Source organism: Lysinibacillus sp. NPDC097214, from assembly GCF_050277945.1.
Taxonomy (GTDB): domain Bacteria; phylum Bacillota; class Bacilli; order Bacillales_A; family Planococcaceae; genus Lysinibacillus; species Lysinibacillus xylanilyticus_B.
In genome coordinates this window covers 426043-440544 of the sequence record NZ_JBNNSS010000003.1, presented here as the reverse complement: position 1 = coordinate 440544, position 14502 = coordinate 426043, and the positions used below count along the sequence as shown (strand labels likewise).

The window sequence follows — 14502 nt, the reverse complement described above, 5'->3', positions numbered from 1 at the left end:
CGCTTTCGCACAGAAAACATTTGCCGCTGCCGATTTGCTTTCGCACAGATTGCTGAAGTTTCGCTTTATAATTATAAATTACAGTGACATGCCAGAAGAACATACAATGTGAAATGGTTGATTGGAGTGGAGGCTAGGCGACTCCTTGGGGATTAGCGTCACAGATGAGACCCTGCAGCGAAGCGAAGCGGCTCATCGGACGCCCCCAGGAAAGCGCCCAGCTGGAACGGAAATCAACCCCTCATTTTGCCGAAGAGCCATACTATATTTAATAGGGCATTTTAATTTCATTGACACAATAGTTTTTCATCAATAGTAAAAGCCCGAATGAAATCATTCATTCGAGCTATTACTTCTATTATTTTTATGAGCAGCTGCCCGGTGTTGTATTTGCTACGTATGAGCCAGTTTCTCCACGAAGTAAATCCCCACCCGTTGAACGAACAATCTCATTTGTAACATTGTTTGCAATTGTGTTTGATACTAATTGCAATAAATCATTTACATCCCCTTGAGATTCTTTAAATTGTTGGACCACTGGGATTGCGTTGATTTCTTCTTCGATTTTTTCGATTTTGTCTTCAATTAATTTAAGCGCTTTTTCTTTTCCTAAGTGTTGGAAGTTAACAGCTTGCTTTTGTAGGCTTTTTAGACTTGCAATACGCTCACGTACATGTTGGTTTTCATTAATTTGTGCTTCTGCCTTTTTGAAGAATTCAACTTCTGGCGTATTGGCAATCATATGCGCAATTTCGTGTGACTTCTTGATTAAATCATCTTTTGTATATAATACTTGTGACATTTACGCTTCCACCTTTTCATTTTTTACTACTTCTACGAATTCACCACTCAGTGAATATGAAGTAGCTTCAACTATTTTTACATTCACTAATTGACCAATTAGATCTGCTGGGGCTTTAAAGTTTACAAGACGGTTTTTACGAGTATAGCCAGCTAACACATCATCGCGTTTTTTACTTGTACCTTCGACTAATACTTCCACTATTTCACCCTTCAAGCCTTCTAATGCTTTGCGAGAGTATTCCCCTACAACCTCATTTAATCGGTGAAGACGTTCTTTTTTCACTTCTTCAGGTACATTATCCACCATTTTGGCAGCAGGAGTACCTTCACGAGGAGAATAAATATAAGTAAAGGCCATTTCAAAGCCTACTTCACGGTACAAGGATAAGGTCTCCTCAAATTGTTCTTCTGTTTCGTTAGGATAACCTACGATAATATCTGTCGTTAGTGTTACTTCCGGAATAGCCGCTTTAATTTTCGCTACTAATCCAAGGAAATGCTCACGTGTATACTTACGCGCCATAATTTTTAGCACATCATTTGAACCAGATTGTACTGGTAAGTGAATATGCTCCACTAAGTTACCACGTTTTGCAAGAACTTCGATTAACTGATCATCGAAGTCACGTGGATGACTCGTAGTAAAACGAATACGTGGGATATCAATTTTTCGTAATTCATTCATCAAATCACCAAGTCGATATTCAATATCCTCAAAATCCTTGCCGTAAGCGTTGACATTTTGTCCTAAAAGCATAATTTCTTTATAACCCGCAGCCGCTAGTTCACGAACTTCAGCAATGATTTCCTCTGGACGGCGACTACGCTCCTTACCACGCGTATAAGGTACAATACAATACGTACAGAATTTATCACAGCCGTACATAATATTTACCCAAGCTTTGATGGAGCCAAGACGTTTTTTCGGCAGATTCTCAATTACATCGCCTTCTTTAGACCAAACCTCAATGACCATTTCCTTAGACATATATGCTTCTTTTAAAATGTTCGGTAAACGGTGAATATTATGTGTACCAAACACCATATCGACATGCGGATAACTTCTTAAAATTTTATTGACCACAGATTCTTCCTGTGACATACAGCCACAAACCCCGATCAGCATTTCTGGATTTTTACGTTTATATTTTAACAGGAAGCCAAGTTCTCCAAATACTTTATTCTCCGCATTTTCACGAATAGCACACGTATTCAATAGCACGACGTCAGCTTCATCAATTATATCTGTAGACGTATAACCTAGCTGCATAAAAATCCCAGCCATAACTTCTGTATCGTGCTCATTCATTTGACAGCCATACGTACGAATATAAAAAGTACGCCCTGTTCCCATACCTGCAAACTCTTCTGCAATATTAAAGTCCTTGTGGTACTTAACATCTTCTTTCCCACGTTTTTTAGCATCTTTTAATGAAGGTGCCGTAAAGACCGTTTCAAAATATTTACTATAATCCTTTTCAGGCTTGTCTTCTTTTTTTGGTTGATTGACTTGTTGATTAGCTAAGCGTTGTTCTTCATTCATCGCAATCAGGTAACTCCTTTCAAACGAATTCCATACATTTGAAATCCCATTTTACTATTATACTGAATAATTGCAACATCCTACAAGACTTGCGTACTAAATGTCGCGGTTTAGACTTAATTAAGCTTCGTAAGTTGAATATTTTTGTAAGGTTGAGGGGGGCCGCCAGTTTTTGCGGGGGCTATCCTTCGCTTCGGCGGGGCTATCCTAGACTTTTGTTGTTCTATCCGTCACTTCGGCGTTTCTATCCACGACTTTGGCTGCTCTATCCATCACTTTAACGGTTCTATCCACTACTTTCGCGGTTCTATCCACGACTTTGACGGTTCTATCCACGACTTTCGCTGTTCTATCCGTCACTTTGGCGTTTCTTTCCGTCACTTTGACTGTTCTATCCGTCGCTTCGGCGATTCTTTCCCTCACTTTGACTGTTTTATCCGTCGCTTTGGCGATTCTTTCCGCCACTTTGACGTTTCTATCCACGACTTTGGCTGCTCTATCCATCACTTTAACGGTTCTATCCACGACTTTGACGGTTCTATCCACGACTTTCGCGGTTCTATCCACGACTTTGACGGTTCTATCCACGACTTTGACGGTTCTATCCACGACTTTCGCTGTTCTATCCGTCACTTTGGCGTTTCTTTCCGTCACTTTGACTGTTCTATCCGTCGCTTCGGCGATTCTTTCCGTCGCTTTGACTGTTCTATCCGTCGCTTCGCGTTCTTTCCGTCGCTTTGGCGATTCTATCCACGACTTTGGCGGTTCTATCCACGACTTTGATGGTTCTATCCGCCACTTTGACGGTTCTATCCACGGCTTTGGCGGTTCTATCCACGGCTTTGGCGGTTCTATCCACGACTTTGACGGTTCTATCCACGACTTTCGCTGTTCTATCCACGACTTTGGCGGTTCTATCCACGACTTTGACGGTTCTATCCACGACTTTCGCTGTTCTATCCACGACTTTGGCGGTTCTATCCATCATTTCAATGGTTCTATCCGTCGCTTCGGCGTTTCTTTCCGCCACTCTTTCAAAAATAAAAAATCACCGGTGATATTCATCAACGGCGACATTTATTATAGTTCTATATATTGTTTTTTGCGTTGATCAAACCCAATAATGGATCGAACGCCATTGCTTTTTAGTATGTCTGCATTAGCAAATGTGTATTTGCCTAAATCGTCTGGGAAATGCGCATCTGAGGAAACTGTAAAGGCTACTCCCTGTTCCATTAATATTTGAAAGAAGCGAGGGCCAGGGCATATCTCTTTTACTGGATAACGATAATACAGGCCAGCATTCAATTCAGTGGCAGTATTTGTTGTAACGAGCGCTTTAGCAATACGTTCATACCAAGAATCGAGAAAAACAGTGTCCTCTACTTGATAATTAAACACTTTAAAATTATCCAAGTGTGCTACAAAATCAAATATGTTTGAGTGAATCATTTTTTCAACTGTAGCAAAAAATCGCTCATAGTTCTGCTGTAATGTAGCAGCATCCATGTCCTCAAATATGTATTGTGTTTGAGGATTATCAAAGCCCCAACCATCCACAAAATGGACTGATCCGATGACGTAATCCCACGGATATCCTTCCAGTAATGATGCTAATTCTTCCTCACCGCCGACAAAATAATCTGCCTCTATGCCTAGCTTTAAGGAAATACCATGCCGACTCCACTTTTCCTTTGCTCGATTAATTGCTGACACAAAATCATCCATGCTTACTGTCATCACACGGTCAAGCCAGTACCGCTGTATTTTTCCAACTTCATTGTCATCTAACTGCATATAACGCTCAAAATATGCTTGCGTCTCCTTGAAACGATATAGATGGTCGACAATGCCTACCTCGCGCAAACCGAGCTGCTTTGCCTGCTGTAAATATAAATCTAACCATTCCTCACTATAACAGCCTTTTTGTAATCGCTGTGATAACTGCTGCATTTGCAACTCTATAAATGCTTTAGAACCTTTTGCTGCCGCTTCATCTTCATTAAAAAAACTAATCGCCTGAGAAGTACGCTCTAACCAACGAAATGAATATGGGCCTTCCTCTAAATGTACATGATAATCAATCATTCGCTATTCCCTCCATTACATACCGTCCACTTTTCCTCATATATTTGCCACTCCACTGGGCAAGCTATATCACAAAAAATTTCGGAGCTCTCCTCTATGTGACAAATTTGATAAAAGGACTTCCCATTTATTTTTGTTGCATCCGCTAGTAAAAAGTTCATTTTACTCTGCTCAATCATTTTTTTAGAAATTAACGATTCATCCAAATCGTAATCGTAAACAATACTTTCGCTAATACCACCACATGATATAAATGCTTTATCAAAATTCATATTACCTAACATTTCCAAAGTCGCAGCTCCTGCTACTGAGGATTGCCTTGGATTTGTCGTTCCTCCGAGTAATATGACCTTCCCCGTCATTCGTCGCTCTTCAATAGCCAAATTAAATTGTACAGCAGCAGCTATGGAATTGGTTACGACCGTTATATCATCGACAGCCAGTAAAAAATCTGCGATATGCACCGTTGTTGTACCGGTATCAACGGCAATTGTATCCCCATCACAGATACGTCTAGCTGCTAATCGAGCGATATTGCGTTTTGCCTCTTTTTGCATTTGAAGCTTTCGCAAAAATATCGGTTCATTTCTAACGTGTGTATACTTCACAGCTCCTCCGTGTACTCTCGTTAATAAACGCTGTTGCTCTAGCTCATCAAAATCTCTACGAATCGTTTCAGGTGCCACTTGTAATTCTTCCGCAATATTGGCAACAATAATTTTCTCATCAACCTCTAATTGCTGTAAAATAAACTCAAATCGTTCTATTTTTGCATATGTCATGATAATGCAATCACATCTTCTCTCGCCACATAGCACACATATTTCTTCCCCAGTTCAAACGACTGCCCTCGTTGGTGTAGATGCTCCATCGTAAAGGGACATTCTCCCTCGAATGTTGTCCGAATAACATTGCCACTCATTAATGATTGCTTCGCCTCCCCAGTCATACAAACATCTCCCTGTCTCTGATCGAGATGAATGGCTTCCGGCCGAATCGCAAATTTCAAGTATTCTTTTGGCAATGTCTCACCAATCATTGTCTCAAGCGCTTGGCGTGAAAAGACATTATAATGTCCGATAAAATTAGCGATAAACTCACTTTCAGGGCTTGTATAAATCGCAGTAGGTGTTCCGCTTTGTGCAATCATCCCATTATTCATAACAAATATTCTGTCAGAAACAGCCATTGCTTCCTCTTGGTCATGCGTAACTAAAATCATCGTTATGCCAAGCTTTTGCTGGATAGCTCGTAAGTCTGCTTGAAGCTTCTGACGAATTTGGGCATCTAGCGCACTGAGCGGCTCATCTAACAACAATACCTTTGGACGTACAATTAAAGCTCGAGCAAGGGCAACACGCTGCTGCTGACCGCCAGATAATTCTTTCGGATATGCGTTCGCTTTTTCACTTAAATGCACGATCGCAAGCATTTCTTGAACACGTTGATCCACTTCTGCAGTGTTTACTTTTTGCATACGTAAACCAAAAGCTACATTTTCTTTCACCGTCATATTTGGGAATAGCGCATATGATTGAAACACCATACCAACTTGACGATCCTTTGGTTGAACACCCATCATATCCTTGCCTTCAATGATAATCTTTCCTGCAGATGCATCTGTTAAGCCTGCTAAAATACGCAAAATGGTACTCTTACCACAGCCACTCGGACCTAAAAGAGTTATAAATTCACCTTTTTCAATCTTCATATCTATATTTGATAAAACTGTCGTTAATCCATATTTTTTATGAAGTCCTTCAATCACAATATAACTCATAGATTTGTAGCACCTTTCGATCGTTTCGTTAATGTTGCAATAGTGAACGTTAATAAGCCCATAAGAACGATATAAATAAAGACAACTGCACTAGCAATATGTCCACTTGTACTAAGCTTCTTCATTAAATAAATTTGCACCGTTTCAAAGCGAGAACCGACAACGAGATTAATCAGTACAAACTCTCCAAAAAGCACGGAAAACGATAATAATGCACCTGCAAATAATCCTGGGTATACAGTAGGTAACAATATTTTGGTAAATGCCTGTAATTTCGATGCCCCCAGTAATTGTGCTGCGTCTAAAAGCTGCCGTGCATCTACATTCCGCAAACTATTGCGCGTCCCCTGGTAAATGTACGGTAAAATGCTGATAACATATGTCCCTAAAACGACTAAAATCATTGGCACTCCAAATTGGCTGTAAACACGGATGAGCCCAACTGCTAAAATAATTCCAGGAAATGAATACACCATCACAACAGCCATCTGAATCCATTTTTCGTATTTCGGAAAATACAACACGATGACAAATATGGCCGGTACGATAACGAGCAATGCAATCATCACAGCCCCACTCGACAATAAAACAGAACGTCCAAACGCCTGCATAAATTCTGCATCCTGAAATAATGTAGCAAGCCATTTAAATGTTAAACCTTCTGGCAAAATGGTCTTATTCCAATTCGTCGCAAAGGCATAGAACATTGTTGCAACAACCGGCAACACTAAATACACCACTAACAGGAGGAAAAATAAATCAGCAAAGCCTCTTTTTTTCACTATAACTTCCTCCTTGTTTTTGAAATGCTCCATTCACTTAATAGCATCGCTGTCACCATCGTAACTGCTAGTATTACCGCAATAGCACTTGCCAGCTCTGGTTGGGCAAAAATATCGCCCTTAATAAGAGAGCCAATACGAATGGCCACTAAATTGTAATTACTACTAGTTAGTGCATAGGCAGAGGCATATGCTCCCATTGCATTGGCAAACAATACGCTAAATGTTCCAACAATCCCTGGAAGCATAACAGGAATCCCAATCTTCATCCAAAACTGCCAAGTAGAAGCGCCAAGTAGTGCTGCTGCTTCCTTCCATTGTTGCTGAATTCCATCATAAATTGGGTATAAAAGCATTAATGCTAATGGCAGCTGGAAGTAAATATAAATTAGTAACAAGCCACCCCAGCTATAAAGGGAAAATGACGATAATGCGTCGATCCCCCATTTATCGAATAGCAATGTAAAGAGCCCACTATTGCCAAGTAATACGATAAACGCAAACGATAACGGAATACCTGAAAAATTTGATGTTAAATTTGTTAGTATTAAAATTTTCTCGCGCACTGGCTCAGAAAATCTCATCATCGCATAAACTGCAAATAAGGTAACGATTAAGGCAATGACTGCCGAAATAACGGACAGTGTAATACTATTTTTAAAGCCTTGTAAAATGTAATCATTTGTTAATACAGATTGATATTGTGCAAATGTAAAACCTTCACTATTTTGAAAGCTTGTGATTAGCATATACAGTAACGGTACTAAGAAAAATAACAAGACAAGTACTAGAAAAGGAGAAAGCCAGGCAACTGTTTGCCGCTTCGAAATCAAAACAATCACTTCTTTCTATAGTTAATAGCGGCCGTTTATCGTAAAACTGAAATTGTTCCGATAAAATGAAATTTTGTTCCGATAAATCTTCAAAGTATCCATATAAAAAGTGATTTCATCACAATAACGTGGGGTTGATTTCCGTTCCGGCCGAGCGCTTCCCTGGGCGCGCCCAGCCTTCACTCTAATCAATTTATACATTGCTTATGTTTAATTACATACCTGAATAAATAATCATTAACCTTTTTTTAAAGAATGCATCCCCTCTAATAACAACGGAACCATTTCATCAGAAGGTTCGATATTCAATAAATGACAGCACAGCGGAGCAATTTGTAACTGCGAGACAATCTCATCCTTAATGCCTGCTTTAACGTGATTCGAAATAACAAACATTGGTACATGGCGGTCTTCAGCTGTTGTGCCTCCATGATTACCATCACTCGTCATCCCATGATCTGCTGTCACGATAACTTCATAGCCCTGCGCAAGACATTTTGGAATAAATAGAGATAATAATGCATCCACTGCTAAAACACGATTTCGGTATTGTGCCGAATCAGCTGTAAATTTATGTCCATCATCATCTACATTCATCGGATGAATATATAAGAAATCTGGTTGCTTTTGATCCATTAGCCATGCAGCTTCAGCAAATAAATGACTGTCTGGATAGTGATCTTCAAAATAGAACAAGCCATTCTCAATCGGCAATTGAGTATCTAATTGTAGCCTGTCCTCCATATGCACAAATGGTGCACGATTGTATAGTTCACTAACCCAATAATAGGCTGCTGCTGCTGTAGACAAACCGTTTTCTTTCGCTACATGAAATAGACTATTTTGCGTAGATAAACGTACTGTCATATTGCTCGTTACCCCATGTACAATGGGGGGTGTCCCCGTTAAAATCGTTTCATATAAAGGTCTTGATAGAGACGGGACCTCTGAGCAAACCTTGTAGCGTGCTGCAATCTTACGTTCAACTAAATGGTGCATGAATCCCATATGGGTACAGGCTGTATCAAAGCGCAGTGCATCTACTACAATTAAAACAACTTTTTTATTGCCCATGAATTAATACCTGCTCCTGATATAGTTGTGGAATTTGCTTTGTTGTTTCTTCCCATTTCTTTTGGTCTTTTACTGGCTGTGCATTTTTGTACATGTCCGCAGGTAATAATAGTTTCTGAACATCTTGAGACAATTGAACCTTGTCACGAATCGGACGAGCATAACCCTTCGCTAAATTTTCTTGCCCTGCATCTGATAAAATGTATTCTCGAGCTAGCATTGCTGCATGAGGATTTTTGGCGTACTTGTTAATGATCGTTGCATAGCCTGATGTTACAGAGCCTTCTGATGGAATGACGACATCAAAACGTTTCTCATCAATTTGGTGTCGATAGCCGAGTGAATTAAAATCCCATAAAATCGCTACGTCAATTTCTCCTTTTTCTAAATTCGCTACAGATGGATCACCTTTTAAACGCCCCTGCTTTGCTAAGTCTGCAAAAAAGTCTATTCCTGGTTGAATATTCGATTCATCGCCACCAAATGCCATAGCAGCTGCTAAAATAGCAAACTGTGCTTGATTCGCTGTTAAAGCATCACCAATGCTGACAGTGTAATCTCCGTTTTTAATGTCCGCCCAAGATTTCGGGGCATTTTTGACGTTGTTTTTATCAGTTAAAAATGAAATGGTTCCAGTGTAACCCACGATCCAATGTCCTTCATCATCCTTTGCCCATTCAGGCACTTCATCCCAATAAGATGTTTTGTAAGGTAATGTTAAACCTTTGTCCTTGGCAATCGGTCCAAAAGCAATTCCGACGTCACCAATATCAGCAGTGGCATCATCCTTTTCTGCCTCAAACTTTGCTAGCTCCTCAGCACTCGACATATCTGAGTCCTTATGTTTAAGGCTATATTCAGTACCAAGCTCATCCCAAGTCTCCACCCAGTTAGCCCACGTATCTGGCATACCGACGGAATTTACAGTGCCTTCTTCTTTTGCTTTTTTCGTAACCTCTTCAAGCGTTAAATCACTTTTCACTTCATTAGAACTAGATGAACCGTCCGAACAAGCCGCCAACATTGAAATTGCTAACGCTCCGATTAGACCTTTCTTCCACAACTTTTGAATTGCCATGAGTTGGAACCTCCATTTGTTTATGTTTGTTTTCATTTGCCTTACAACATTTATGATAGAAAACAAACATTAAGCAAGTATGGAGGACGTTAAAATATTCAGTAAAAATTATTAAGGAATTATAAATCTATGAACAATTATTAATTGAAAGGGGGATCGTAAAAGTTTTAGGGGAAATAAGAAGGAATCTAGTTCTGTATGTGCACGTTTATGTAGCCTTGTAAGACGTGCACACACTCTAGATTCATTTTATAAACCAAGAAAATCTGCATATGTATGTGGCTCGTTTTCCTTTAAAATTGTTAAAAATGTAAATGCAAGCTGTACAACTGACCACCATCTCATATTGTAGGACATTTCAAAGCGGGAAGGTTCTAATGTAAATACATCCTGAAAAATATCAAGTGGATCAATTTTTTCATCTTTTAATATTGAGAGAAAACCTAAAAACAACGTATGGTCTTTGACCTCAATCACTTTCCCTTCAACAAGTGCATCAATATTTTCTGGTTGATGGAAATTACATTGTGTCGCAACATACCTTTCTAAATCCTGCGCGCGCTGTCTTTCTTCGCGTTCTTTTTTCTTTGCAATAAAATCAATGACGTTATCCACGTGCATCGCCTCTTCTTTTTTCTTTTATTGTAGCATTTTTTATAATACTATTGCCCGAACACACTCCCCATTTTTTCCTTTTTACCAAAAACAATAAACAATGATATTAGCAGATTTGCCAAAATAATCCTATAAAGGTATTTTATTATTAGGTCAACCAATCATTTAATTAAGGGCTCTCCATCATAACGAGGGGTTGATTTCCGCTCCGGCTGACGCTCTTCTAGGGTGTCAGATAAAAATCGATATACTTAACAAAGGGGGTGATAAGATGAATAAGTGGCTAAAAGTTTGGAGCATATTCATTTTTTCAATTGGGGGAATAGTGATATTACTAATATTCGGGATTGTCTATTCATTTTTTAGTTTTAGGGCATCGATGATACCAGATAAAAAAGAAGAGGAAAAGGTAATTTCACAAGCAGAACAATACATACTAGAGACATATCCAACTATGAATTACGAAATCTCCCATGTCCTTTATGATAATGATAAGGAATACTCTGATTTTGAATATGCTGCAGTGATTTTAAATATAGACACACAAAAAACGTTCATGGTTTATGAAAATAGACATACGAAACAAATGGAAGATGATATAACAATTCAAGAAGAAGCAAAATTCATAGAACAAGTAGAACCAAAAGTTAATCGTTATCTAACTAAAACATTTGGGGAACCGAAAAGTATGTCATTTACGCCTTCATATTCGACAAGAACTAAACCTGTGCTTAATATTCGGTTAACTAACAAAAAAGAAGAAATAAACGAAGAAGTGTTTCAATCTTTTATTGATTATTTACAACATGAATTGAAGGTTGAACATGCATCTGTAAATTTTTTATATGAAAATGAAAATGAAGGATGGAGTACGGAATTTTAATAAAAGAAGCTGCCCCAAAAGCCCATAATAAAAAAGAGGTGTCGGGAAATTGATCTGGCGCTTTGGATAGTTCATTTAAACGATAGCAATAAAGACAACTTCTCTAAGTAGGAGTTGTCTTTTTTGCTTGATTTAACGGGACCGAAAGTGAAGCGTCAGCAGCAAATGTTTTCTGCGCGAAAGCGTAGCGACAGCAACAATTACGTCAAGGTGAAATTGATCGGGATTGTTATGGTCACTTTTCCTCCACCAGCTGCTAAATCATTGTCAATTTGCAGTGTTCCACCATGACTCTGAGCAATTGATTGGGCAATATAAAGCCCCATCCCATGGTGATTTCCTGCATTTCTACTTGGATCTCCGCGATAAAACTGTTTGGTAGCTTCATTTAAATCCTTCGGAGAAAATCCACAGCCGCTATCGGTAACGGCAAACTGAATAAAGTCAGCAGCACTTTGAACAGTTAAGGTCACCTTGCCATTTTCAGGTGTGTGCTCCACAGCATTGGCAATGACATTTAACATCGCACGATAGAACTGCTCTCCATCGATCAATATAAGTTCAGGTAACATTTCCTTTTGGACATCTACTTGAAGCTTTTTCTCCAACGAAAGAGCTCTCATTTGATCTTCTACTTCTGTCATAAATGCATCCGTTTTAACATTCGCTTTTTCACGAACGATACTTTTTTCCATTTTCGATAAATCGATCAGCTCTTTCGTGAATTTTTCTATCTCCATTGTATTTTTCAAAATATAGTCATTATATTCTCTTTGTATATCGTCTTGATCAGTATCCTGTAAAAGTTCTGCATTCCCCCGAATAATTGTAAGAGGTGTTTTCAGATCGTGGGCAAGAGCAGAAATTTGCTCTCTACGGGTCTGTTCTGATTCCCATTGTTGTTTTAAGGAGCTGTTTAAAGCCTCTCTCATATGTTCAAGAGAAATGGATATTTCATCTATTTCACGGATTCCAGAAGGGTTTATCGTAAAATCTAAATTTTGATTTTGTATTTTTTCAATCGCTTCCTGCAAGCCAAACATTTTTTTCTTAAGCTTTCTTCCAAAATGGATAGCAAGTACAGTTACTAGCGTTATTATACCTATAATAAATAATAGGACGTCTAACAGTTGTGGATTCGGTAAATATTTCCTCATAATAGCCGAACGATACTGTGGCAATATATAATACCGTAATATACAAATCTCATTTTCTCGCTCTATAAACGAGTAAAATTGGGCGATACCATGGGTTTGCTCTTTTTTCATTGCATCCCAAGCTTTAGAGGCTTCCTTCTCTGAAAGATTTCCTTCAAGAAGTTTACCTTCTTTAGAAAAGACTGCGTAATCAACAAGGTCTGGGATCATATCAGCTGTAACTGTACTACTAGACGCAATCCGATCTCTTGATAATGAAATTTGAGTTTCTGCATAATTTGCTGGTAATACGATGTTGGTAGAAAGGGCAAATATCGTTAAACCGATCAGCAGTACTACTAACAGAATGGTACCTAAACTTAGGAAAAGAAGGTATCGAAGAAAAAAAGTATGTAGCCGTGTTCCTTTAGTAGGCTTTATTGTCTCCATTTATATCCGATCCCCCAAACAGTATCAATGGCGTCAATATTAAAGGTATGTAGCTTTGAACGAATATTTTTAATATGTTCAGTAATAGCCGTACTGTCACTCTTCCCATCAAACCCGAATATTACTTCATAAATCTTTTCTTTCGAAAACACCTGTCCTCGATTTCGAGCGAGAAATTCGCATATTTCATATTCGCTTTTGGTCAGCATTACCTTCTCCTCATTTACAAACAGCTCTTTGCCAGATAGATTGAAGTGAATATTATCAACAAAAAGGATACTACGTCTTTCTCTTTTTTCGCGTCTCAAATGCGCATTCACTCTTGCACGTAGCTCTCCAATGCCAAACGGCTTGATAATATAATCATCAGCGCCAAGACCTAGACCATACATTAGATCTCCCTCCAATGATTTAGCCGTTAAAAAAAGGATGGGACAATCTACGGCATGACGTATTTGGCCACATAGAGTAAATCCATCTATTTCAGGCATCATCACATCCAATAAAATTAAATCGAAGGCACCAAGATCCATTTTACTTACTTCTGTCGCATCAGAGACTGCCGATACTAAATGTTCATCTTTTAGTAATGCATTTTTTATCAATACTAAAATACCATTTTCATCATCTACCGCTAATATTTTCGCCATATTTCTACCCTCATCATTTCTTCATACCCTAATTATCAGACTTTCTTCCTTCCCATTTCCAAAACCATAAACAAGATAAAACTAACGCTAGCAATGTTCCGCAAACGGAAGCAATAATACCTTCCTGTAGTCCTATTTCCACCGTTGATAAGTCAAGCCCTGACGCCTTCATTGTCCATAACGAGACAAAGTGACCACCCCAACCATAAGGTATAAATGACCAAATGCCATCACCTAATCCAGTGAGTAATAAGGCTACTATTAGTGATCCCACAATACCTAATCCGATTGAGGCACCTTTACCAAAATGAAGACTAACAAAAAAATGTAAAATATATAAAAATGCAAAGCTTACAAATAGAATACATCCAGCTATAAAATAAAATTGATAACCAAAAGTATCTTCATGCAAAAGTTCAATAAAACCGACACTAAAAATACCGAAAGACAGTAATATTGCTCCAAAACTAAATAACAATAACAGTAGCAACTTGCTTAAATAGGCCACTATTTTTGTTTTAGTAGTTGTTAGCATCTCCTGAAAATGCCCTGCAGTTGCTTCTTGCTCCGCTGCCATTGCACAAACTAATCCAATAATAATTGGAAACCCGCATGCTACTGCTTGAAGATAAGCCGTCACCCTATCATTAAAACCCCATGGTGAATAAGTATAGTATGCTAAAAATATCCCTGAAATAATGATAGGTACAATTAGATGTGCGAGCAAAAATGGTGTTCTTTTTACTTTAAGAAACTCCGCTCTCAGTAATCTTAACATTACCATAC

The 14502-nt window shown here is 38.7% G+C and carries 16 protein-coding genes; 2 read left to right on the top strand and 14 right to left on the bottom strand.

Translation table 11 applies throughout. The features are described 5' to 3' along the window. Window positions 1-364: 364 nt before the first annotated feature. The 3 genes from ACQKMI_RS09305 to ACQKMI_RS09295 form a co-directional block, all read right to left on the bottom strand. Window positions 365-802 carry a RicAFT regulatory complex protein RicA family protein gene (locus ACQKMI_RS09305; protein WP_427488259.1) on the bottom strand — a complete coding sequence of 146 codons (438 nt, stop codon included), beginning with the start codon at window positions 800-802 and terminating at the stop codon, window positions 365-367. Beyond that, window positions 803-2347, bottom strand: a complete 1545-nt coding sequence (miaB, locus tag ACQKMI_RS09300; protein WP_427488258.1) for a tRNA (N6-isopentenyl adenosine(37)-C2)-methylthiotransferase MiaB — start codon at window positions 2345-2347, stop codon at window positions 803-805. Between the two features lie 207 nt (window positions 2348-2554). Continuing rightward, the gene (locus tag ACQKMI_RS09295) at window positions 2555-3001 is read right to left on the bottom strand and encodes a hypothetical protein (RefSeq protein ID WP_427488257.1); all 447 of its coding nucleotides are present in this window, start codon (window positions 2999-3001) and stop codon (window positions 2555-2557) included. A 1-nt stretch (window position 3002) separates the two neighbouring features. On the opposite strand from ACQKMI_RS09295, the gene ACQKMI_RS09290 reads away from it, so the two are divergent. Further along, on the top strand, window positions 3003-3458 hold the full coding sequence (locus ACQKMI_RS09290; protein ID WP_427488256.1) for a hypothetical protein: 456 nt from the start codon (window positions 3003-3005) through the stop codon (window positions 3456-3458). Here the strand turns inward: ACQKMI_RS09290 and ACQKMI_RS09285 are convergent. The 8 genes from ACQKMI_RS09285 to ACQKMI_RS09250 form a co-directional block, all read right to left on the bottom strand. After that, window positions 3428-4435: a histidinol phosphate phosphatase domain-containing protein gene (locus ACQKMI_RS09285; protein WP_427488255.1), complete on the bottom strand. Its 1008-nt coding sequence runs from the start codon at window positions 4433-4435 to the stop codon at window positions 3428-3430. The genes ACQKMI_RS09290 and ACQKMI_RS09285 overlap by 31 nt on opposite strands. Next, on the bottom strand, window positions 4432-5217 hold the full coding sequence (locus tag ACQKMI_RS09280) for a DeoR/GlpR family DNA-binding transcription regulator (protein ID WP_427488254.1): 786 nt from the start codon (window positions 5215-5217) through the stop codon (window positions 4432-4434). Before ACQKMI_RS09280 ends, ACQKMI_RS09285 begins: the two co-directional genes overlap by 4 nt. Then, a complete protein-coding gene (locus ACQKMI_RS09275) occupies window positions 5214-6215 on the bottom strand; it encodes an ABC transporter ATP-binding protein (protein ID WP_427488253.1) in 1002 nt (333 codons plus the stop codon). The genes ACQKMI_RS09280 and ACQKMI_RS09275 overlap by 4 nt, the downstream gene beginning before the upstream one ends. Continuing rightward, a complete protein-coding gene (locus ACQKMI_RS09270) occupies window positions 6212-6997 on the bottom strand; it encodes an ABC transporter permease (RefSeq protein WP_427488252.1) in 786 nt (261 codons plus the stop codon). The genes ACQKMI_RS09275 and ACQKMI_RS09270 overlap by 4 nt, the downstream gene beginning before the upstream one ends. Continuing rightward, window positions 6997-7839: an ABC transporter permease gene (locus ACQKMI_RS09265; protein ID WP_427488251.1), complete on the bottom strand. Its 843-nt coding sequence runs from the start codon at window positions 7837-7839 to the stop codon at window positions 6997-6999. The genes ACQKMI_RS09270 and ACQKMI_RS09265 overlap by 1 nt, the downstream gene beginning before the upstream one ends. A 228-nt stretch (window positions 7840-8067) precedes the next feature. After that, entirely contained in the window at window positions 8068-8904 is an 837-nt protein-coding gene (locus ACQKMI_RS09260; protein ID WP_427488250.1) for an alkaline phosphatase family protein, read from the bottom strand. Further along, window positions 8894-9982, bottom strand: coding sequence for an ABC transporter substrate-binding protein (locus ACQKMI_RS09255; protein WP_427488249.1), 1089 nt, complete (start codon window positions 9980-9982; stop codon window positions 8894-8896). Before ACQKMI_RS09255 ends, ACQKMI_RS09260 begins: the two co-directional genes overlap by 11 nt. 249 nt (window positions 9983-10231) lie before the next feature. Further along, window positions 10232-10603 (bottom strand): 2-oxoglutarate ferredoxin oxidoreductase subunit beta, encoded by a 372-nt coding sequence (locus ACQKMI_RS09250; protein WP_427416463.1) that lies wholly within the window; start codon window positions 10601-10603, stop codon window positions 10232-10234. 265 nt (window positions 10604-10868) lie between these two features. On the opposite strand from ACQKMI_RS09250, the gene ACQKMI_RS09245 reads away from it, so the two are divergent. Next, on the top strand, window positions 10869-11480 hold the full coding sequence (locus tag ACQKMI_RS09245; RefSeq protein WP_427488248.1) for a hypothetical protein: 612 nt from the start codon (window positions 10869-10871) through the stop codon (window positions 11478-11480). Window positions 11481-11680: 200 nt separating this feature from the next. Here ACQKMI_RS09245 and ACQKMI_RS09240 read toward each other — a convergent pair whose 3' ends face one another. The 3 genes from ACQKMI_RS09240 to ACQKMI_RS09230 are packed head-to-tail and all read right to left on the bottom strand — an operon-like array spanning window position 11681 to window position 14500. Continuing rightward, window positions 11681-13066: a sensor histidine kinase gene (locus tag ACQKMI_RS09240; RefSeq protein ID WP_427488247.1), complete on the bottom strand. Its 1386-nt coding sequence runs from the start codon at window positions 13064-13066 to the stop codon at window positions 11681-11683. Continuing rightward, window positions 13054-13716 carry a response regulator transcription factor gene (locus tag ACQKMI_RS09235; RefSeq protein WP_427488246.1) on the bottom strand — a complete coding sequence of 221 codons (663 nt, stop codon included), beginning with the start codon at window positions 13714-13716 and terminating at the stop codon, window positions 13054-13056. The genes ACQKMI_RS09240 and ACQKMI_RS09235 overlap by 13 nt, the downstream gene beginning before the upstream one ends. Window positions 13717-13744: 28 nt before the next feature. Beyond that, window positions 13745-14500, bottom strand: a complete 756-nt coding sequence (locus ACQKMI_RS09230; RefSeq protein WP_427488245.1) for a lantibiotic immunity ABC transporter MutG family permease subunit — start codon at window positions 14498-14500, stop codon at window positions 13745-13747. Between the last annotated feature and the right edge of the window lie 2 nt (window positions 14501-14502).

Excerpts from the sequence above, each read along its gene's own strand:
- ACQKMI_RS09305 (WP_427488259.1), bottom strand. The coding sequence starts at position 802 with ATGTCACAAGTATTATATACAAAAGATGATTTAATCAAGAAGTCACAC.
- miaB (WP_427488258.1), bottom strand. The coding sequence starts at position 2,347 with ATGAATGAAGAACAACGCTTAGCTAATCAACAAGTCAATCAACCAAAA.
- ACQKMI_RS09285 (WP_427488255.1), bottom strand. The coding sequence starts at position 4,435 with ATGATTGATTATCATGTACATTTAGAGGAAGGCCCATATTCATTTCGT.
- ACQKMI_RS09280 (WP_427488254.1), bottom strand. The coding sequence starts at position 5,217 with ATGACATATGCAAAAATAGAACGATTTGAGTTTATTTTACAGCAATTA.
- ACQKMI_RS09275 (WP_427488253.1), bottom strand. The coding sequence starts at position 6,215 with ATGAGTTATATTGTGATTGAAGGACTTCATAAAAAATATGGATTAACG.
- ACQKMI_RS09260 (WP_427488250.1), bottom strand. The coding sequence starts at position 8,904 with ATGGGCAATAAAAAAGTTGTTTTAATTGTAGTAGATGCACTGCGCTTT.
- ACQKMI_RS09255 (WP_427488249.1), bottom strand. The coding sequence starts at position 9,982 with ATGGCAATTCAAAAGTTGTGGAAGAAAGGTCTAATCGGAGCGTTAGCA.
- ACQKMI_RS09250 (WP_427416463.1), bottom strand. The coding sequence starts at position 10,603 with ATGCACGTGGATAACGTCATTGATTTTATTGCAAAGAAAAAAGAACGC.
- ACQKMI_RS09245 (WP_427488248.1), top strand. The coding sequence starts at position 10,869 with ATGAATAAGTGGCTAAAAGTTTGGAGCATATTCATTTTTTCAATTGGG.
- ACQKMI_RS09240 (WP_427488247.1), bottom strand. The coding sequence starts at position 13,066 with ATGGAGACAATAAAGCCTACTAAAGGAACACGGCTACATACTTTTTTT.
- ACQKMI_RS09235 (WP_427488246.1), bottom strand. The coding sequence starts at position 13,716 with ATGGCGAAAATATTAGCGGTAGATGATGAAAATGGTATTTTAGTATTG.
- ACQKMI_RS09230 (WP_427488245.1), bottom strand. The coding sequence starts at position 14,500 with ATGGTAATGTTAAGATTACTGAGAGCGGAGTTTCTTAAAGTAAAAAGA.